The sequence below is a fragment of the Acinetobacter sp. YH01019 genome (assembly GCF_013420285.1).
Taxonomy (GTDB): domain Bacteria; phylum Pseudomonadota; class Gammaproteobacteria; order Pseudomonadales; family Moraxellaceae; genus Acinetobacter; species Acinetobacter gandensis.
This window is the reverse complement of the sequence record NZ_VOYM01000006.1, coordinates 58598-77648: the sequence shown is the minus strand read 5'-3', so window position 1 is coordinate 77648 and position 19051 is coordinate 58598. Positions and strand designations below refer to the sequence as shown.

General features: G+C 43.2%; 17 protein-coding genes. 8 read left to right on the top strand and 9 right to left on the bottom strand.

The genetic code is table 11. The annotated features are described in order from the left end of the window. Positions 1–261: zinc ribbon domain-containing protein (locus tag FTT84_RS03025; protein WP_180191832.1), on the top strand; the 261-nt coding region annotated here is incomplete at its 5' end. Positions 262–361: 100 nt separating this feature from the next. On the opposite strand, the gene ppc is transcribed toward FTT84_RS03025, so the two are convergent. Together ppc and FTT84_RS03015 are read right to left on the bottom strand one after the other, a co-directional pair. Next, complete coding sequence (ppc, locus tag FTT84_RS03020; protein WP_180079835.1) at positions 362–3046, bottom strand: phosphoenolpyruvate carboxylase; 2685 nt, start codon at positions 3044–3046, stop codon at positions 362–364. 152 nt (positions 3047–3198) lie between these two features. Then, a complete protein-coding gene (locus FTT84_RS03015) occupies positions 3199–3822 on the bottom strand; it encodes a TetR/AcrR family transcriptional regulator (RefSeq protein ID WP_150923049.1) in 624 nt (207 codons plus the stop codon). A gap of 151 nt (positions 3823–3973) precedes the next feature. Between FTT84_RS03015 and FTT84_RS03010 the strand changes: the two genes are divergently transcribed. From FTT84_RS03010 to dnaJ, 4 genes are all read left to right on the top strand, one after another. Beyond that, entirely contained in the window at positions 3974–5083 is a 1110-nt protein-coding gene (locus tag FTT84_RS03010; protein WP_180079838.1) for an efflux RND transporter periplasmic adaptor subunit, read from the top strand. Then, positions 5080–8217: an efflux RND transporter permease subunit gene (locus FTT84_RS03005; RefSeq protein ID WP_180058407.1), complete on the top strand. Its 3138-nt coding sequence runs from the start codon at positions 5080–5082 to the stop codon at positions 8215–8217. The genes FTT84_RS03010 and FTT84_RS03005 overlap by 4 nt, the downstream gene beginning before the upstream one ends. Before the next feature lie 133 nt (positions 8218–8350). Then, positions 8351–8728: a hypothetical protein gene (locus tag FTT84_RS03000; RefSeq protein WP_180058408.1), complete on the top strand. Its 378-nt coding sequence runs from the start codon at positions 8351–8353 to the stop codon at positions 8726–8728. Positions 8729–8835: 107 nt separating this feature from the next. Beyond that, the gene (dnaJ, locus tag FTT84_RS02995; RefSeq protein ID WP_067765686.1) at positions 8836–9957 is read left to right on the top strand and encodes a molecular chaperone DnaJ; all 1122 of its coding nucleotides are present in this window, start codon (positions 8836–8838) and stop codon (positions 9955–9957) included. Positions 9958–10042: 85 nt separating this feature from the next. Here the strand turns inward: dnaJ and FTT84_RS02990 are convergent, their stop codons facing one another. Next, the gene (locus FTT84_RS02990; protein WP_180079840.1) at positions 10043–11686 is read right to left on the bottom strand and encodes a PglL family O-oligosaccharyltransferase; all 1644 of its coding nucleotides are present in this window, start codon (positions 11684–11686) and stop codon (positions 10043–10045) included. A gap of 219 nt (positions 11687–11905) precedes the next feature. Here FTT84_RS02990 and dapB point away from each other — a divergent pair, with 219 nt between their 5' ends. Continuing rightward, the gene (gene dapB, locus FTT84_RS02985) at positions 11906–12727 is read left to right on the top strand and encodes a 4-hydroxy-tetrahydrodipicolinate reductase (protein WP_180079842.1); all 822 of its coding nucleotides are present in this window, start codon (positions 11906–11908) and stop codon (positions 12725–12727) included. A 58-nt stretch (positions 12728–12785) separates the two neighbouring features. Next, positions 12786–13427 carry an START domain-containing protein gene (locus FTT84_RS02980; RefSeq protein WP_067765676.1) on the top strand — a complete coding sequence of 214 codons (642 nt, stop codon included), beginning with the start codon at positions 12786–12788 and terminating at the stop codon, positions 13425–13427. Positions 13428–13430: 3 nt separating this feature from the next. Here the strand turns inward: FTT84_RS02980 and FTT84_RS02975 are convergent, their stop codons facing one another. Beyond that, complete coding sequence (locus FTT84_RS02975; protein WP_257223349.1) at positions 13431–13883, bottom strand: hypothetical protein; 453 nt, start codon at positions 13881–13883, stop codon at positions 13431–13433. A 100-nt stretch (positions 13884–13983) separates the two neighbouring features. Between FTT84_RS02975 and FTT84_RS02970 the strand changes: the two genes are divergently transcribed. Then, a complete protein-coding gene (locus tag FTT84_RS02970; protein WP_180079844.1) occupies positions 13984–15417 on the top strand; it encodes a PLP-dependent aminotransferase family protein in 1434 nt (477 codons plus the stop codon). An 11-nt stretch (positions 15418–15428) separates the two neighbouring features. Here FTT84_RS02970 and FTT84_RS02965 read toward each other — a convergent pair whose 3' ends face one another. From FTT84_RS02965 to mutY, 5 genes are all read right to left on the bottom strand, one after another. Next, positions 15429–16454 (bottom strand): NAD(P)-dependent alcohol dehydrogenase, encoded by a 1026-nt coding sequence (locus tag FTT84_RS02965; RefSeq protein ID WP_180079846.1) that lies wholly within the window; start codon positions 16452–16454, stop codon positions 15429–15431. A 37-nt stretch (positions 16455–16491) separates the two neighbouring features. After that, complete coding sequence (locus tag FTT84_RS02960) at positions 16492–17058, bottom strand: DNA-3-methyladenine glycosylase I (protein WP_180079848.1); 567 nt, start codon at positions 17056–17058, stop codon at positions 16492–16494. Between the two features lie 27 nt (positions 17059–17085). Then, positions 17086–17331, bottom strand: a complete 246-nt coding sequence (locus FTT84_RS02955; RefSeq protein WP_067765657.1) for a hypothetical protein — start codon at positions 17329–17331, stop codon at positions 17086–17088. A gap of 17 nt (positions 17332–17348) precedes the next feature. Further along, a complete protein-coding gene (locus FTT84_RS02950) occupies positions 17349–17876 on the bottom strand; it encodes a M23 family metallopeptidase (RefSeq protein WP_288688097.1) in 528 nt (175 codons plus the stop codon). Between the two features lie 67 nt (positions 17877–17943). Further along, on the bottom strand, positions 17944–18990 hold the full coding sequence (mutY, locus tag FTT84_RS02945; RefSeq protein WP_180079850.1) for an A/G-specific adenine glycosylase: 1047 nt from the start codon (positions 18988–18990) through the stop codon (positions 17944–17946). Positions 18991–19051 lie beyond the last annotated feature (61 nt).

Below are 19051 nucleotides of genomic sequence, written 5' to 3'. Positions count from 1 at the left end.
TCTGCACTAAAAACAATGCTCAAGTATAAATGCGAAAACGCAGGCGTATTGTTTGAAGAAGTCCAAGAAGCCTATACCACCCAAATCTGTTCGTGCTGCGGTGAGATCACCTCAAGTAGTCCAAAAGGTAGGACAGATCTTGGAATAAGAGAATGGGAGTGCATGAGCTGTGGTACAGCTCATGATCGAGATATAAACTCAGCTCTAAACATTCTTGCGCTTGGGCATAAGCGTCTAGCTGTAGGAATCACCCTTTTTTAAGGGGGTGAGGATGTCAAATATTCCTAAACAATTTAAAGCTAAAGTGATTGCTTAAAAAAAAAGCACATCCATGGATGTGCTTCGATTGGGGTTGGAAGTTTTAGCCAGTATTACGTAGACCGGCAGCGATACCGGCAATACTTACCATCAAGGCATGATCAACAGGCGTATTTTCTGCTTGGCGTTCTGCCAAATAAGCACGACGGCGTTTCATTAACTCGGCTTGTAGTAAATGTAGCGGCAGTAGATAGGGCTTACGTACTTTCATGGATTGATCGAGTACATCATTGCTACTCAGCAGTTTTGACTCACCTTTAAGTGCCAATAAGGTTTGTACTGCATCACGTAGGCGTTGGCGGAGTTCTTCGCCAAGTAATTTCAAATCAGCATCATCTGTCAGGTGAGATTCATAATACAGTGCTACATGACCATCAGCCTTAGACAAGACCATTTCCAACATATCAATTAACGTTTGGAAATACGGCCACTGTTGTAGCATTTCTTCTAAGGTTGCTTTTTGACCCTGATCAATCACCTGATTAATTGCAGCACCTGTGCCTAACCATGCCGGTAGCATTAAACGAATTTGCGTCCAAGCAAATACCCAAGGAATGGCACGAAGAGACTCAATGCCACCGCTGACCTTACGTTTAGCAGGGCGGGAGCCAAGTGGTAGCATTTGTAACTCAAGTTCAGGCGTTACGGTACGCAGGTATTTTACAAAATGTGGATTTTCACGCACGGTTTGGCGATAAACCTGAACCGATAAATCAGTCATGCTGTGCATGAGCTTGCGCCATTCCTGTTTGGGTTCAGGCGGTGGCAATAAGGTCGCTTCTAAGGTCGCTGCGGTGTAAATTTCCAGGTTTTGTAAGGCAATGCCTTCTAATCCAAACTTGAAGCGAATCATCTCGCCTTGTTCAGTCACCCGAATTGCACCTGAAATCGAACCCGGCGGCTGCGAAAACAGTGCTTGTTGGGTTGGCGCGCCACCACGGCTGATAGAACCGCCACGACCATGGAATAAAGTCAGTTGTACGCCATGTTCTTTGGCAACGGCCGTTAATTCTTCTTGGGCACGGTACTGCGCCCAGTTGGCCGACATAAAGCCCGCATCTTTGGCTGAGTCTGAGTAACCAATCATGACTTCATGTTTACCCTGAATATGCTGTTTATACCAATGCATATTAAATAGGGTATTCATGGTGCGTGATGCGCCATCTAAATCTTTCAAGGTTTCAAATAGCGGAACCACACGTAGAGCTTGTTTAATACCTGCTTCTTTTTGGAGTAATAACACGGCCAAAACATCACTTGGATGCTCTGCCATTGAGATAATATAAGCACCTAAACTTTCAGCAGGTTGTTCGGCTAGGGTACGCATCGTGGCGAAAACTTCTTGTACATCGGGATGTTCAATCAGACTTTGTTTAGGTTCATTCAAAAACTTAGGTAGCAGCGGGCGCTTACTTTGTAGTTCCTGAATTAAGAAGTTTTGACGCGCTTGTTCTGTCCACGTTTCAAAATTACCCAAACCTAAGTATTCAGTTATTGCTGAAATTGCTTGGCGATGACGAGTCGACTCTTGGCGAATATCGAGTTTGAGTAATTCAATACCGAAGCAATTGACGCGGTGAATAAAGTCGAGCAATTGGCCATTAGCAATTTCAGGTAAGTTACATGCAATTAATGAACGGTAGCAGACCAAAAGCGGATCGAGCAATTCATGGCGACTTTTAATGACTTGGCTGTCGTCACTATCTTCACCGCGCAGCTTCAATGCTAACCAGTTACGTGTTGCTTTGAGACGTTCACGCGCATCACGTAGATATTCACGATACGGTTCAGGGTGGAAATGACCCAAGGCATCACTAAGCTCTTTGCTGCATTCTTGAATCGAAAGTTCCCAGCGCAGGTCTTCGATATCGCGTAAATACAGGTCGGCAGCTTTCCAACGTGAAAGCCACAGCACTTCTTGAGTAATGTTATGGGTGACGTTTGGGTTGCCATCACGGTCACCTCCCATCCATGATGCAAAGCGCACAGGGGCAACATTCAGCGGCAGAGCTTTGCCACAGTGGTCTTGTACCATGCCATCCAACTCACGCATGAATTTGGGTACAGCATTCCATAAGGTCTGTTCAATGGTCGTGAAGCCCCATTTGGCTTCGTCGACAGGCGTCGGGCGATGTTGACGAATTTCATCCGTTTGCCATGCCGAGCAAATCAGTTGTTTTAAATCATCCAGTACGGCTTTGCGTTCGCGTGGCGTAAGTTTTTGTTGATCCATTTTAAACAGGCAATCATTAATCCCATCATATTTTTGGATCAAGGTACGGCGGCTAACTTCGGTTGGATGTGCAGTCAGTACCAATTCAATTTTTAATTCACAAATTTGTTGGAACAGTTGTTCTGCGCTGATGTTATTGCTTTTAAATTTTTCAAATAAATGATCCAGTGGATTCGGTGAGGGCGCTTGCTCATCAAACTCACTTTGGCGACGGCTGCGCACCACATTGTATTGTTCGGCAATATTGGCAAAGTTGAGAAAGTGCGTAAATGCACGGGTCAGTGGCAGAATTTCTTCATCTTTTAAATTTAAAAATAATTGTTCTAACTGTTTTTCGGCTTCAACTTGTCCATCGCGCGCGCCTTTAGACAAAGCACGAATTTGCTCTACCTGATTAAACAAATCTTGTCCTGCATGCTGCTTTAGGGTTTCACCCAATAAATTGCCCAGTAAGCGCACGTCTTCACGTAATGGAGCATCAATTTGTTGAATCATTTGTTATTTCTCCGCGTATTCCTGTCTCGACTATACCCCGAAAGTGCCGTGGCAAAAGGGGGTACAGACAAAAGTCGGATGACTTTTCTAGGTAAATGAGCAATAGCTATGCCATTTGTTTCAGTTTAGCGTTGAAATATTTCAGAAAATGCTTAGTTTTGCGTGCCGAGTTGATATTTCAGCATAAAGATGTCGATGGCAGAGTGAATAATGGCCTGCCGCTCTGCTGCTTCAGGTACTGGGCGCATGCCCAATAAGACTTCTTGATGGCGTAGTCCCATCAGTAGCGACACAATCAGTTCAGTTTGTCGGGCAGGATGATCCTGCTGAATGAAATTTAAAGCCGCTGCATCTTGAAAGAAATTTTCCCAAACCTGTCGCATTTTCAAATGTGAAGCACGATAAAATTGCTCGACCAAAGGGCTATGTTCAGCAGCTAATTCTAAAAGCAACAAATCGAGCTTAATGGCTTCTGGCAAATTGACGATGTTCAGGGCGAGTTCGCAGACTTCGTTTAACACCACAATAAAATTGCTGTCAGCTGTTAGTTCACGTGGACGGGTACTTAAGATGTGCTCGCATGTGTCTTCAATGGCGCAGGTAAATAAAGTCGCTTTGTCTTGAAAGTGGTTATACACCGTGAGTTTGGTCACGCCAGCATTTTGCGCAATTTGATTCATACTGGAGCCGTGATAGCCCATTTCTAAAAATAGCTGCTTTGCCGACTCTAAAATGCGTTGTCGTTTTTCTAAGTCTTTCGGGCGGCCGACGTTCATTTGCTGAAAAAATTCCAAAAAAGGCGAAAAGGTCATTGATTTCGGATAAATAATCTAATTAATGTACCGCATGGTTTATTAATTAAAAAATAACCAAACTAATTGAATAATATTCTGCCCTAAAAAATACTTTTTATTAAGAGCGAACTTCATGAGTACGATTAAGACCACAGTTGTCAGCATGATCATCGTTTGCAGTGTGACCTTATGGGGATGCAGCAAGGATAAAGCCCAAACTGAACAGGAAGTTCCATTTGTGATGGTGACTCAGCCGAGTGCAAGCCATTTTGAACAAAAAAGTTATGCAGGTGATGTGCAAGCCCGTCAGCAAACGGCATTGGCTTTTCGTGTCAGCGGACAAATTACCGAACGCTATGTCGAAGTTGGTGATCAAGTCCGAGTAGGGCAGGTCTTGGCAAAACTGGATGTCAAAGATGCACAATTACAACTCAATGCTGCGCAAGCACAGCTTGAAAGCGCACGTTCCGCAGCGCAAATTGCTGAAGATGAATTAAAGCGCTTCAAGCAATTGCTACCAGTCAATGCCGTGAGTCGCTCACAGTATGATGCAGTCGATAATCAGTACAAAGCTGCGCAGTCCAATTTAAAACAAGCACAATCTAACTATGATGTCAGTCGTAATCAAACCGGCTATAACCAATTGATTGCAAATAAAAATGGTGTGATTACTGAGCGTAATATTGAAATTGGCCAAGTGATTTCAGCTGGTCAGCCCGCCTATCAGTTGGCGATTGCTGGTGAACGAGAGGTGGTGATTGGGGTGCCGGAACAAGCTGTAACCGATATTAAAGTCGGGCAGGATGCATGGGTCATTTTATGGTCTAAACCGCAGGAAAAATTTGCTGCGTATGTGCGTGAAATTAGCCCTGCCGCAGATCAGTCACGTACCTATAGCGTGAAAGTTGCACTACGTGAGGGAAATAGCGCAATTCAATTGGGGCAAAGTGCTAGAGTCTTTTTAAATAAAGCACAGCACAACGTCATTCAAGTTCCGCTTTCGAGTGTGTCTGCCAGTGGTCAGCAGGCCTATGTGATGGTGGTGAATGCCGATCATACTGTGCGTAAAGTTCCGGTGACTTTGGGTGAATATGGCCGTGAAACCGTACCCGTATTGAGTGGTCTCAATCCAAATGATTATGTGGTGGTCGGCGGTGTGCATCTACTGCGTGAAAAACAAAAAATTAATCCAGTTGACCGTGAAAATCGTGCTGTCCAAATTTCAGGAGGCGCGAAATCATGAATTTCAACCTGTCAGAGTGGGCACTGAAAAATAAAGGCTTAATCCTCTATTTTATGATTCTACTGGGCATTATTGGCATCGTGTCGTATTCCAAATTGTCGCAGAGTGAAGACCCACCATTTACTTTTAAAGTCATGGTCATCCAAACTTATTGGCCTGGAGCAACAGCCAAAGAAGTTTCAATGCAGGTAACGGATCGCATTGAAAAGGAACTGATGACCACCGGGCAATATGAACGGATTATGGCCTATTCACGGCCGGGTGAGTCGATGGTGACATTTGTCGCTAAAGACAGCCTACGTTCACAGCAAGTTCCGGATGTTTGGTATACGGTACGTAAAAAGGTCAACGACATTAAACATCAATTGCCTTCTGGCGTGCAGGGACCATTTTTTAATGATGAGTTTGGCGATACCTTTGGCAATATTTATGTCTTGACCGGCAAAGACTTCGACTATGCCACCATGAAGGAATATGCCGACCGCTTACAACTGCAATTGCAACGGGTCAAAGATGTAGCCAAAGTGGATTTAATCGGGCTGCAAGACCAAAAAATTTGGATTGAAATTTCCAACACCAAAGCAACGCAGATGGGTGTGCCGATAACTGCCATTCAACAAGCCTTGCAGCAACAAAATACCGTAGCCAGTGCTGGATTCTTTGAAACCAACTCCGACCGTATTCAAGTTCGGGTCAGTGGCAATTTACAAAATATTGATGAACTGCGTCAGATGCCACTGTTGGTGAATGGTCGAACCATTCAACTGGGTGATGTAGCAGATGTCTATCGTGGCTTTAGTGATCCGCCGCAACCGCGTATGCGTTTTATGGGTGAAAATGGTTTAGGTATTGCCGTGTCGATGCGAAAGGGTGGTGACATTCTGTCTCTGGGCAAAAATCTTGAAACCGAGTTTGCTCGCCTGCAAAAAACTTTGCCTTTGGGTATGGAGCTGAAAAAAGTTTCTGATCAACCAGTGGCAGTGAAACGCAGTGTCAATGAGTTTATGAAAGTCTTGGCTGAAGCGGTCATTATTGTTTTGCTGGTCAGCTTTTTCTCATTGGGTTTTCGTACCGGACTGGTGGTCGCATTTTCCATTCCTTTGGTACTGGCAATGACCTTTGCCGGCATGCAAATGTTTGATGTTGGGCTGCACAAAATTTCCTTAGGCGCACTGATTTTAGCGCTGGGACTCTTAGTGGATGACGCCATTATTGCGATCGAGATGATGGCGATTAAGATGGAGCAGGGCTATACCCGACTGCAAGCCGCTGGTCATGCATGGAGGACTACGGCTTTTCCAATGTTGACCGGAACCTTAATCACCGCAGCAGGTTTTTTACCCATTGCGACAGCGGCATCAAGCACCGGTGAATACACCCGTTCAATTTTCCAAGTAGTGACTATTGCGCTCATTGTATCGTGGTTTGCAGCGGTGCTGTTTGTACCATATTTGGGTGATAAATTATTGCCTGATTTCAATAAAGATCTAATTCAAAAAGCACCGTGGTATCAGCGTTTGTGGGCACGTTTGCGTAAGCAACCAGAACCTCAGCCAACAGTGCATCATGCGGGCGAACAGCACGATCCTTATCAAACTCAGTTCTACCAACGCTTTCGCGGTTGGGTCAATACCTGCGTGACTTATCGTAAAACTGTCATTGCTGCGACGGTCGGAATTTTTGTGTTATCCATTTTGATGTTTAAAACTGTGCCACAGCAGTTTTTTCCACCGTCGAATCGCGCTGAAATTTTGGTGGATTTAAAACTGGAAGAAGGTGCTTCGCTGAAAGCCACTGAAGCCGCAGTGAAAAAAGTCGAAGCGTTCCTCTCGAAAAAACAGGGGATTGATAACTTTGTTGCTTATGTCGGAACGGGGTCGCCGCGTTTTTATTTACCTTTAGATCAGCAATTGCCCCAAGCAAGTTTTGCACAGTTTGTGGTGTTGGCTTCCTCTTTGGATGATCGCAATGAAATCCGTGAGTCATTGGCAGAAGAAATTCGTAAATTACTGCCTGAAGTGCGTACTCGTGTGTCGTTATTGGAAAATGGTCCACCTGTGGGTTATCCATTGCAGTTCCGTGTCTCAGGGGAGGATCTGACTTTAGTACGTGAATGGGCGCAACGTGTATCTGCAACAGTCAGTGAAAACCCAAACACCACCAATGTGCATTTAGATTGGGGTGAGCCGAGTAAAGTCATTCAGTTGGATATTGACCAAGACCGTGCACGGCAAATGGGTGTGTCGAGTTTAGATTTGGCGAATTTTCTTAACAGTTCGATCAGTGGCGCAGTGATTAACCAATATCGTGAAAAGCGTGAATTGATTGAAATACGTATGCGTGGCGATCAGGCAGAGCGGCTGGATGTCGGTTCACTCAGTAGTTTGGCAGTACCGACCAGCAATGGCAGTTCAGTCCCCTTGGCTCAAATTGCAAAAATTGAATATCGCTTTGAAGAAGGCTTGATATGGCATCGTAACCGTTTGCCAACCATTACGGTGCGTGGGGATATTCGCAGTAAATTACAGCCTGCTACAGTCGTTGGTGAGTTAAAAGAGCCATTTGATCAGTTACGTGCTGAGATGCCAAATGGTTATTTACTTGAAGTAGGCGGTACAGTTGAAGAATCGGCGCGAGGTCAAAACTCAGTGAATGCGGGCATGCCACTCTTCCTTGCAGTGGTCATGACTTTATTAATGATTCAGCTGCGTAGCATTTCACGCGCAGTGATTGTGTTTTTAACAGCGCCACTGGGTATTATTGGTGTAGTGCTGTTCCTATTATTGTTTAATAAACCTTTTGGTTTTGTGGCGATGCTGGGCACAATCGCGCTGTCAGGTATGATCATGCGAAATTCACTGATTTTAATTGATCAGATTGAGCAAGATATTCAGTCGGGGGAGTCTGCATGGGATGCCATTATTAATGCCACAGTGCGCCGTTGTCGTCCAATTGTGTTGACCGCTTTGGCTGCGGTACTGGCAATGATTCCACTTTCTCGTAGTATTTTCTTCGGGCCGATGGCAGTTGCCATTATGGGCGGTTTGATCGTGGCGACGCTGTTGACGCTCTTCTTTTTACCAGCATTGTATGCGCAGTGGTTTAAAGTGAAAAAAACTCAGCAGAATCCTTAAAACTGTCATAATATTGGGTGCGAAATATGGAATTTTTCTCTATAGTAGCGCCTGATCTACAAAGACATTTTTAAAAAGTAAAAAAGCCACAAATGCAGTTCGGTATATTGTGGTTTATGGGGTTGAAGAACAGATGACAGCAGACAATCTAGCCAAGTATCGCCATTATGTTGCGATTTCTTATGTCTTCATGTTTTTTGCCCTTTTCACATTGATTAGTGGTGTTTTTGCCTACTTTCTTGCACGTAAAGTCACTCAAATTGATTCTGCTGAAGTTTGGTTGCAAGCCCAAGCACTCTGGGTGATGCGTACGGTGGTCATTTATACCTGTATGGCTGTGTTTGCAGCACTCTGGTTTATTCCTTTATTTTTCTACTATTGGGATACTTACCTATGGGTAACCGCATGTACAGTTATTGGCGTGGTTTTTTCTGGCATTGCATTTCTATATTTGCTCAATGCTTGGATCCAAGGTCTTTCAAAATTCGTTAAAAACAAAGCGGTATTTTAAGCCGTTTAAATTTTTTTCCCACATTCCCCTTGAAAAAATGGTTTGATCCCCCAATTTCAGACCACAGTTAAGTATTAAATTGAATTCCGTGAGGAGCATCGCCAGACATGGCTAAACGTGATTATTATGAGGTTTTAGGCGTATCTAAAACCGCAGGTGATGATGAAATTAAAAAAGCCTACCGTAAGTTGGCGATGAAGTATCACCCTGACCGTAACCCAGACAACCCAGAAGCTGAAGAAAAATTCAAAGAAGCTGCAGAAGCTTATGAAGTTTTATCGGACAGCGAAAAGCGCAGTATGTATGACCGTATGGGGCATCAAGCGTTTGAAGGTGGTATGGGCGGTGGTGCAGGTGGCTTCGGCGGTGGTTTTAGCGCAGAAGACATTTTCAGCCAATTTGGTGACATTTTCGGTGGCGCATTTGGTGGCGGTGGTGGCCGCGGTCAACAACGTGCACGTCGTGGTTCAGACCTTCGATACGTCATGGAATTGACCCTTGAAGAAGCGGTAAAAGGCGTTAAAAAAACCATTACCTTTACTGCTCCAGCGCCATGTGATGCATGTGATGGTAAGGGTTCAAAAAATCCGAAAGATGTTGAAACCTGTAAAACTTGTCATGGTGCGGGTCAAGTTCGCATGCAACAAGGTTTCTTCTCTGTACAGCAAACCTGTAGTACCTGTCGTGGTCAAGGCCAAATCATTAAGAACCCTTGTAACAAGTGTCATGGTTCAGGTGTTGCCGATCGTCAGCAAACTCTAGAAGTCACAATTCCTGCGGGTGTTGATAATGGCGACCGCGTACGTTTAAGTGGAAAAGGTGAAGCCATTCGTGATGGCCAATCTGGCGACTTATATGTAGAAGTGGTTGTTCGTGAGCACGAAATTTTCCAACGTGATGGTGCAGATCTGTATATGGATGTACCGGTTTCAATTGCAGATGCGGCTTTAGGTAAAGAAATTGAAATTCCAACTTTGGAAGGTCGTGTAAGTTTGAAAGTGCCTGAGGGTACACAAACGGGTAAATTATTCCGCTTACGTGGTAAAGGGGTGAAGCCTGTACGTACCAGCATGACGGGTGATTTACTGTGCCGTATTGTGGTCGAAACACCAGTGAATTTAACTGCACGTCAACGTGAGTTGTTAAAAGAACTGCAAGATACAATGGATGGCGATGACAACAAATCATCACCGAAGAAAAAATCATTCTTCGACCGTTTGTTTGACTAAGTTGAAATGAAATGGACAGTATGTAAAAACTGTCCTGATTCAAATAAAAAAGCCTGCTGAAAAGCAGGCTTTTTTATTGATCAAATTATTGGTGAGTAGCGGTTATAGGTGGAAGTAAATCTTCGTAAGGCATATCGATTTTATAAATAGTTTTTAAACGTTGTAGCTGATGGCGAGCTTCAGCTTCATAGCCATTAAAAGCCAATAAACGTGCATATTTAATGATGTGGTATTTGGCTGGATAACTACGCACCAATTTATCTGTTTCTTGTAGGGTTTGTGCCGAAACTTTTTGATATGGACTTAAGCGAATGATCGCAACACGATGTTTAAATTCAGTCAGTAAATAAATTGGCTCATGATTGGTGATCTTTTCAGGGCTCTTTTCATATTTAGAGGCTTGTCCTAACTGGATCGCTGCATTGGCATAGTCACGGTAAATCACAGTGATTAAAATGGCACCCACCATAAACACGATACGTATGAACCACGGTGATAATTGAAAAGCTGAAGTGTTCAGCTTACCAGCTTGCAAAATCCCGATAATAAAACCGATCGGTAAGAGGAAGTAAGCGTAGTTTTGCGGAAATTCCAACATGGCATGAATGACAAATACGCCGACCATGAGTAGCCCAATGACCGACAAGGCAGACTTTGCCATTTTCTGGAGTTGGATGCCCCAATAAGCAAAATAAGCCAAAAATGGAATACCAATAATCGCGCCATTCCACAATAAAAAGTCTAAGATGAAATTGTGCGCACTACGCACCCAAACCGGGCCTGGTACAGTATCTGAAATGGCAACAAACGCCGTACTGGTTTGATGCCAACCATAACCAAACCAAGGCTGTGCAGCAACAGCATGGGCCATTTGTGTCCAAATTGCCAACCGCGACATATCTCCACCAGCACGCTGTGCAATATCACGACTTTCCTGAATATTCATGTCGGATAGTTGGATTATCATTTGGCTCAGCTTCGGCATCAACACAATCAGCGCGATAAAGCCAATAAACCACGCCAAGCTATAAAACCAACGTAAGCGAATAAAATCGCGATATTGTGCATAAGCCAAGTAAAGTAAAATACAGAGGCTTGCGACCCAAGAGGTACGTGATTGGCTTAAGGCAATACCAATTAAAATAGGTATGGCAGCAGCTACCAAGTAACGAGTCTTCACTTTGCCTTGCTCATATAGATATAAGCAAGCCAATAATGCCATCAGCAAGAAGGTCGCCATATTATTAGGTTGAGCAAAATTGGCAAAAGGACGAGTTGTACCACTGATTTTCATGACAAATGGTAAGAACGAATCGAAGTCTAACCACTGACAAATCGCTATCAGTCCGGTCAGAACACCAGAAGCCACAAAGGTATAACTTAAATAAAGGAATGTTTTCTCACGATCTACTGTAGTTCGAGACAAGCTAAAGCCCAAATTAACGCACAGCCAAAAGCTGAACACAAACAACATACACAGGAGTGCAATGCTGAAATAGTAGATTTGCCCTAACATCAGCTGCATCAACGGAACGGCAGCTAAAACCAACAAGGGTAAGGAAATTTTTGCGACATCTAGCTTTTGTTTGAAGAAGGTAGCAGCTAAAGCAAACAGTGCAAAAAAGGTATAAAGCTCACCCGTGTAGGTTGCCCAAGGACGGTAATGAATTGGAATTAGCCATGCCAATGCAATACATATAGCAGCACAAAGATACAGTAGGGTTTTCATGAAAATTCAGGATAAAAAGAACGCGCCTATCATACCGTGAAATTGAGCGAGCTTGGTGATGTAAGCGTCAAACAGACTGAAAAGCGATGGACATACAGTGCGTATAGTATTGACTGTAAAAGCATCAGGAAATTTGCACTTTTTATGAATTCTAACTTAGCCTGTGTATGGAGTTTTGCTATAGTAAGACCAATTTTGAATCAACATTAGGAAAATGTTATGTCAGCTTCTCCACGCATTGGTGTATTAGGTGCAGGCGGTCGTATGGGACGCATCTTAATTCAAGCAGTTCAGCAAGCGGGCTATCAATTGGCTGTTGCAGTAGAACGTCCTGAAAGCAGCTTAATTGGTGCAGATGCTGGTGAGCTTGCTGGCATTGGTGCAGTGGGTGTGAAGGTTGTCGGTAACTTGGCTGATGTACTGAAAGACTGTGATGTGGTCATCGACTTTACTGCACCTGTTGCAACAGCACAGCATTTAAAATTATGCCGTGAAGCGGGTGTTGCAATTGTGATTGGTACGACGGGTATGAATGATGAGCAAAAAGCTTATCTAGATGAAACAGCAACAGAAACCCCAGTAGTCTATGCAGCGAACTATTCGGTCGGTGTAAACGTTTCGATCAAACTACTTGAACTTGCATCAAAAGTATTTGGCGACACAGTAGATATTGAAGTGATTGAAGCCCATCATCGTCATAAAGTCGATGCTCCATCAGGTACAGCGTTAATGTGGGGCGAAGCCATTGCCGATACTTTAGGGCGTGACTTAAAACAAGATGCCGTGTATTGCCGCGAAGGTCATACTGGTCCACGTGAACGTCAAACTATTGGTTTCCAAACGATTCGTGGTGGCGACATTGTCGGTGAACATACTGCGATGTTTATTGCTGATGGTGAACGTGTGGAAATTACCCATAAAGCGACCAATCGTATGAACTTTGCAGCCGGTGCTGTTCGTGCCGCAGCATGGGTTGTGGGTCGTGATGCACGTAAATATGATATGAAAGATGTATTGGGCTTTAACGATATTGAGGTATAAACCTCCGTTAAATTCCGTTATAACAACAAAATAAAATTAAAATAAGACGATCAATGGAATGAAAAAAGTCATATGTATGCTTTGTACTGTCGCAGTGACTGCGGCAGTACAAGCGAAACCAATGGACAATGCTAAACTGAGTATTCATAAAAACAATATTAAAGTTTGGACTTATCAAAATGAACAAAACCCAGTCATTCAATACAAAGCTGAAACCAGTTTTGATGTGCCGATGGAAAATGCGGTCAGTTTGGTTTTAGATGTGGAAAATGCAGTGAAATGGGTACCTTATATGGGTAGTGTAAAAGTACTGTCCCGAGATGACAAAAAAGGTGAATTTACGCTGTACATGGTTTTGGATTTTCCTTTTCCCTTAAAAGACCGTGACTTAGTTGTGCAGGGTAAAATACGCAAAGATGCACAGGGCAATATCAGTATTCAAAACAAAGGCCTTAAAAAAGGCTATCCACTTCATCCCAATTATGTACGTTTAACTGAATATGAAGGTGATTGGACCTTCCAACGTTTAAGTAATCAAAAAGTGAAAGTATCGACTTCAGGATATGCGAATCCTGAAGGGTCGATTCCACTCAGCTTTGTGAATATGTTCGTACAGCAACAGCCCTATCAAATGCTGCAAAAAATGAAAGTGCAACTGGCAACCTATAAACCAATAGCACTTCATGACGTTTTAAAATAAAAGCTATCTTTGCAAATTCAGTCGTGATGTTTCAGCCAATGAAAAAGCAGTTAGCTGTTTAAGCTGTTGAGGTTCTGGTAGTTCAATACTCAGCAGGGTTTCTAACTGGTTGTCAGCTTTTTGTGGATCATGCAACTTAATTTGAATTTGGCGTGACGGGGTCTGTTGACAGGCAAAGCGTAACTTCGCTTGTTGGGGCGTCAAATTTAAGTTGTTACTGTGTTGAGCTGAATAGACATAGATTTTTTGCTGCAGATTACCTGCTGCTAAGGGTAGGATCTGTCTTAATTTATATTCATTCAGCTTTTGGGCATTGAGAAATCCTTCAATCAATGCATTACAAACGAAATTTTGCTGCTGTTCTGCCACAGTTTGCGCATCTTGCTGACAGGCACTCAATAAAAATGTAGTGATGACAACGCTGCCCAAAGTAAATTTTGTGAGTTTGAAAGCCATACATCCTCCTCTGTATTTTTGATTTTTAACTGAATAAACACAGCTTAAATCTGTTATTTTTATGGGTACAGATACAGAAAATATTAAAAATAGGGTACAGATGGCATTTCAATATCAAAGCTTAGCGGCAAGCATGGCGCATAAAATATATAGCGGTGAACTTATCGCAGGGCAGCGCCTCAATTCGCTTCGTCAATTTGCTAAAAAGCAAGGTATTAGTTTGAATACCGCAAAAAATTGTTATGAGTTGCTCGAGGCACAAGGTCTGATTTATGCGCAAAATAAGGCAGGCTATTTTGTAAAATGGCAGCAGCTCGCTAACCCGTATGATCACTTAGCATTACCAGAGCATCCAGATTTTCAACCTGCATCGCGTGATGTGTCGCATTTAGAATTACAAATTCAGATTCAAGAAGATGCTATCAATAATCAATTGATTCATCTTGGTTCAATTCAACTCTCACCGAATTTGATTCCTACTGAAGCCTTGCGTCGTTCTGTGCAGCGTGCGCTCAAACATTGTAAGCCCGAAGATTTTCTTTATAGTGATCGACAAGGACATCCAATACTGCGTGAAGCATTATCAGCGCATTGGGCTGAAGACGGTTTTCATATTGCAGCTGAACAAATCTATATCAGTAATGGCTGCATGCCCGCACTTTCGACGATTATTCAAACTATAACTGAACCTGGTGACAGCATTATTGTGCCGACACCGAATTATAATGGTCAGTTGCAATTGCTCGCTTTATTAAAACGTAAAATCATTGAAATACCTGCAGATAGTAATGGCTTTGATTTAGAACGTTTAGCCCAAGCCATGCAACAACCCCATGCAAAAGCATGCTTATTGACAGCAAATTTTCAAAATCCTTTGGGTTTTTGTTTAAGTAATCAAGAGAAAGAAAAAATTGCACAATTGGCGGCGCAGTATCAATGTCCAGTGATTGAGGATGATATTTATGCCGAGTGCAGTCATGCGCAGCAGCGACCTTTACCCATTCAATATTGGGATCAACACGGATATGTGGTGTATTGTGGTTCGGTCTCGAAATCGTTGTCACCTTCTTATCGGGTGGGCTGGTTTTGCCTACCGACGCGGCTTAAACATTTACATGCGCGACTACTTATTCAAAATGTTTTGGTGAATACACCGCTGCAATTGGGTTTGGCCGATTTAATTTACAGTCGCGCTTATCGGCAGCATTTAACGGCATTAAGACCTAAACTGCATGAGCAAGTGCAGCAATATCGTGATTTTATTGCCCATGCATTTGAAGGTGTGGAGATCCGTTTAAATCAGCCACAGGGAAGTTATGCTCTCTGGTTGCAATTACCCGCGCAGATTGACAGTTGGGATCTGTATTGTTTTGCCCAGCAGCACGGTATTAACATTGTGCCGGGACTGTTGTTTGGTGGTGCAGATCGTTACCGTAACTGTATTCGCCTGAATGCAGGACATGAACTGTCTGAACAGATACAACAGGCGATCCAGTTATTGGCCAATTGGGTTAAAAAGGCTTTAAAAAGTTGATTTGAATAGCGTTAATCAAAATCAGCTTTAAGCACAACGCGATAACGCACTTGGCCTGAATGTAAGCGTTCAATGGCTTCATTCACTCGTGACATAGGGAACAGTTCAATCTGTGGCGCAATATTTTGACGTGCGGCAAATTTCAGAAGTTGACGCAGTGCGGCAGGCGATCCAGTTGAAGAACCGGTGACTGATTTAGCACCGCTAATCAACATGCCCGCAGGAATCTGCATTGGCTCTAGTGCAAGTCCGAGCATATGCACACTGCCATTTGGTGCGAGTGTAGATAGATAGGCTTGCCAGTCTAAAGTAACATTCACTGTACTTAAAATTAAATCAAACGTGCCACGATGTGCCTTAAGTGCAGCCGTGTCACGACTACTGAGCACATGGTCTGCCCCCATGGCTTTGAGTTCGTCAGTTTTATCAAGACTTGAGGTAAATGCGGTAATTTCACAGCCCCATGCTTTCAATAACTTAATTGCCATATGGCCTAAGCCGCCAATACCTATCACTGCAACATGATGAATGGCTTGAATTTGGTGCTGTAAAATTGGATCAAATACGGTAATGCCACCGCATAGGAGCGGGCCTGCACTCACAGGATCTAAATCATCAGGGAGGGGAATAACCCATTGCCAACCTGCACGGACTTTATCTGCAAAACCGCCTGCGTGTCCCACGATGGTCGCCGTTTTCCCACCTGTACATTGTACTTGCTGCCCTGATATGCATGGTTCACAGTGTTGACAGCTTTCAGCTGTCCAGCCAATGCCAACACGTTGACCCAGTTTTAGGCCTTTGGCTTCACTCCCAAGCTGTGTAATCGTTCCGATAATTTCGTGGCCTGGGATTGCAGGATAGACTGAGGATTTCCAGTCATTTTGGATAATTGAAACATCTGAATGACATAAACCACAGTACTCAACTTTGACTTCAACTTGATGGGCTTGTAGTTCGCCTGCATCAAATTGATAGGGAACCAATGTTTCACCGGCATTCATTGCCGCAAAAGCACGAATTAAATTGTCACTCATTGTCTTTATTCCTTATTGATCTATGAATACTCTAAATTTATTTGTTTAAATATTTAAATTCACAATGATTTTCATGGTCGTTTACCATACCAATTGCTTGCATGAATGCATAGCAAGTGGTGGGGCCTACAAATTTGAAGCCGTGTTTTTTTAAGGCTTTAGATAGGCTTTGACTCTGCACAGTTTGTGCGGGAGCAGCACGATAATCTGCGACATCATTATGTTGAACTGTATTATTAACAAATGACCATAACCACTGTGCCGGATCAATCCCTTGCTCTTTAAGACTTTGCCAAGCTTTGGCATTATCACGTATAGCAGTTAATTTTCCGATATGTCGAATGAGTCCAGCATCTTTTAATTTTTCTTGTAATTGTACTTCAGTCAATGCAGCAATATCGGCTATAGCATGCTGAAAAAAATGTTGACGGTAGCAGTCACGCTTTTTGAGTACGGTAATCCAAGATAGGCCAGCTTGTTGTCCTTCAAGACACAACATTTCAAATAAGTGTGTTTCATCATGATTGGCTTTTCCCCATTCATGGTCATGGTAATGCATGTATAAAGGGTCTTCAGAGCACCAACCACAGCGTTGTTTTGTCATGTCCAGTGCTCCTGTGACAACTGAAACTTAAATTTTAAACTCAGTCCATTGATCACTTTTATTATCCCAATAGGACAGGGTGGCTTGTCCTAAATCTGCAAATTGAATCCATACATCTTTGCCAGATTTGTCTGCGTAACCTGTGCTAATCAGCAGGGCTTCTTCAGTAATCTCCATGATCCAGCCCTGATGTGACTGACCATTAAGACTAATTTTTTGTTGATTGCCTGATTCTGCAAATTCCACCAGACGATTGATCAACGCTTCTGACATGTAAGATTCCTAAAAAATTAACGTAAATATGGATATGGATTTACTGCATTTCGACCTTTACCATTTAAGTAAATGCCATAGTGTAAATGCGGTGCGGTATGGCGTGCGTTTCCAGTGTTACCCACATAACCAATCACATCGCCTTTTTTGACATAGTCGCCGACCTGTAAACCACGTTTGTGGCCATCAAGGTGCGCATAATAGTGCCATGAACCAGCAGGCCCCATAATCCATATCACTTTACCACCCAAATTGTTATTACGTAAGTCGGCAACTAAACCTTCTGTGGCACTCAATACTTTTGTTCCACGTGGAACTATAATATCAATGCCTTCATGGCTGCGACCTTGACTGCGTGCTGCACCCCAAGTGTCTTTAAGTTGACTACGTTTGACTTGATGAACGGGTACAGGAAGCTGATTAGCCAAGCGCATTTGTTGCAACTTTTTCACTTCCGCAGCAGGAAGGCTTGAAGAGGGTGCTTTTTTAGGTGCTGAGGTACAGGCAGAAAGTAGGGCTAAAAACAAACTGGTTACAGTGCCAATGACAAGGCGGCTAACAGACACTTTTTGAATCACAAATATCCCTATTCGTTATTTAAGTCGAGTCTGACTATGGCACAGATACGGCCGAGCTTTCTACCGCAGAAATGAGTTTTTTCATTGCAGTGGGTATTCCTAACTGTGTTGCAGCAGTTGGACTTAACCACTGACCTTGTAGCTCAATTGAAATATGTTCTTTTTGATCATCGCTTGCTTTGAAACATAATGCTTCAAGTTGCCAAGTAAAATGGGTAAAGCTATGTGAAATCTCGACCCGTTGTGGCAACGCGGTTAAGCCTAAAGTTTGCGCTTGCTGTTGTAAGGCTGCAAGCTCATCAAAAATAGGTAAACACCATAAACCGCCCCATAAGCCACTGTCTGGACGTTGTAGCCAAAACCATTCATCTTGAGATTGGATTAATAAGACTTTTGCTGAACGAACAGGAACAGCTTTTTTCGGTTTTTTAAAAGGAAGGTCTGCTTCAATACCTTGTTGATGTGCTTTGCAATGCTGTTGCATTGGGCAATATAGGCATAGTGGTTTTTTGGGGGTACAGATGGTAGCTCCCAAGTCCATGATGGCTTGAGTATAGTCATGATTGCGTTCAACAGGGCAAAGCTCATCTGCTAATTTCCACATTTCACGTTCATACATCGGTTTAGATAAGTCATCTTCAATGGCAAAAAATCGTGACAGTACACGTTTCACATTACCATCCATAATCACGCCATATTGGCGTAAACCCAGTGACATTAAGGCACCACCAGTAGATGGCCCGATACCAGGAAGTTCTATCCATTCAGCTAAAGATTTTGGAAAATGTCCCTGCCGTGCAACAATTCCTGCTGCTTTATGTAAATTACGTGCACGTGCATAATAGCCAAGTCCAGCCCAATAGGGTGCGATATCATCCCAAGAAGCCATACCAAGGTCGTTTACAGTTGGAAAGCGTGTGATGAAACGGTCAAAATATTGTAAAACCGTTTTGACTTGGGTTTGCTGCAACATAATTTCTGATACCCACACTTTGTACGGATCATCTGCAACTTGCCACGGTAAATCATGGCGACCATGGATATCAAACCATTCAAGCAGGGCATCTGAAAATTTAAACATGAAACAACATCGAAACTAAAATCTGAGCATAGTATACATGCTTTGAGTTGGTGCTTTAGCG

Coding starts and splice junctions, on each gene's coding strand:
- ppc (WP_180079835.1), bottom strand. CDS start 3,046: ATGATTCAACAAATTGATGCTCCATTACGTGAAGACGTGCGCTTACTG.
- FTT84_RS03015 (WP_150923049.1), bottom strand. CDS start 3,822: ATGAACGTCGGCCGCCCGAAAGACTTAGAAAAACGACAACGCATTTTA.
- FTT84_RS03010 (WP_180079838.1), top strand. CDS start 3,974: ATGAGTACGATTAAGACCACAGTTGTCAGCATGATCATCGTTTGCAGT.
- FTT84_RS03005 (WP_180058407.1), top strand. CDS start 5,080: ATGAATTTCAACCTGTCAGAGTGGGCACTGAAAAATAAAGGCTTAATC.
- FTT84_RS03000 (WP_180058408.1), top strand. CDS start 8,351: ATGACAGCAGACAATCTAGCCAAGTATCGCCATTATGTTGCGATTTCT.
- dnaJ (WP_067765686.1), top strand. CDS start 8,836: ATGGCTAAACGTGATTATTATGAGGTTTTAGGCGTATCTAAAACCGCA.
- FTT84_RS02990 (WP_180079840.1), bottom strand. CDS start 11,686: ATGAAAACCCTACTGTATCTTTGTGCTGCTATATGTATTGCATTGGCA.
- dapB (WP_180079842.1), top strand. CDS start 11,906: ATGTCAGCTTCTCCACGCATTGGTGTATTAGGTGCAGGCGGTCGTATG.
- FTT84_RS02980 (WP_067765676.1), top strand. CDS start 12,786: ATGAAAAAAGTCATATGTATGCTTTGTACTGTCGCAGTGACTGCGGCA.
- FTT84_RS02975 (WP_257223349.1), bottom strand. CDS start 13,883: ATGGCTTTCAAACTCACAAAATTTACTTTGGGCAGCGTTGTCATCACT.
- FTT84_RS02970 (WP_180079844.1), top strand. CDS start 13,984: ATGGCATTTCAATATCAAAGCTTAGCGGCAAGCATGGCGCATAAAATA.
- FTT84_RS02965 (WP_180079846.1), bottom strand. CDS start 16,454: ATGAGTGACAATTTAATTCGTGCTTTTGCGGCAATGAATGCCGGTGAA.
- FTT84_RS02960 (WP_180079848.1), bottom strand. CDS start 17,058: ATGACAAAACAACGCTGTGGTTGGTGCTCTGAAGACCCTTTATACATG.
- FTT84_RS02955 (WP_067765657.1), bottom strand. CDS start 17,331: ATGTCAGAAGCGTTGATCAATCGTCTGGTGGAATTTGCAGAATCAGGC.
- mutY (WP_180079850.1), bottom strand. CDS start 18,990: ATGTTTAAATTTTCAGATGCCCTGCTTGAATGGTTTGATATCCATGGT.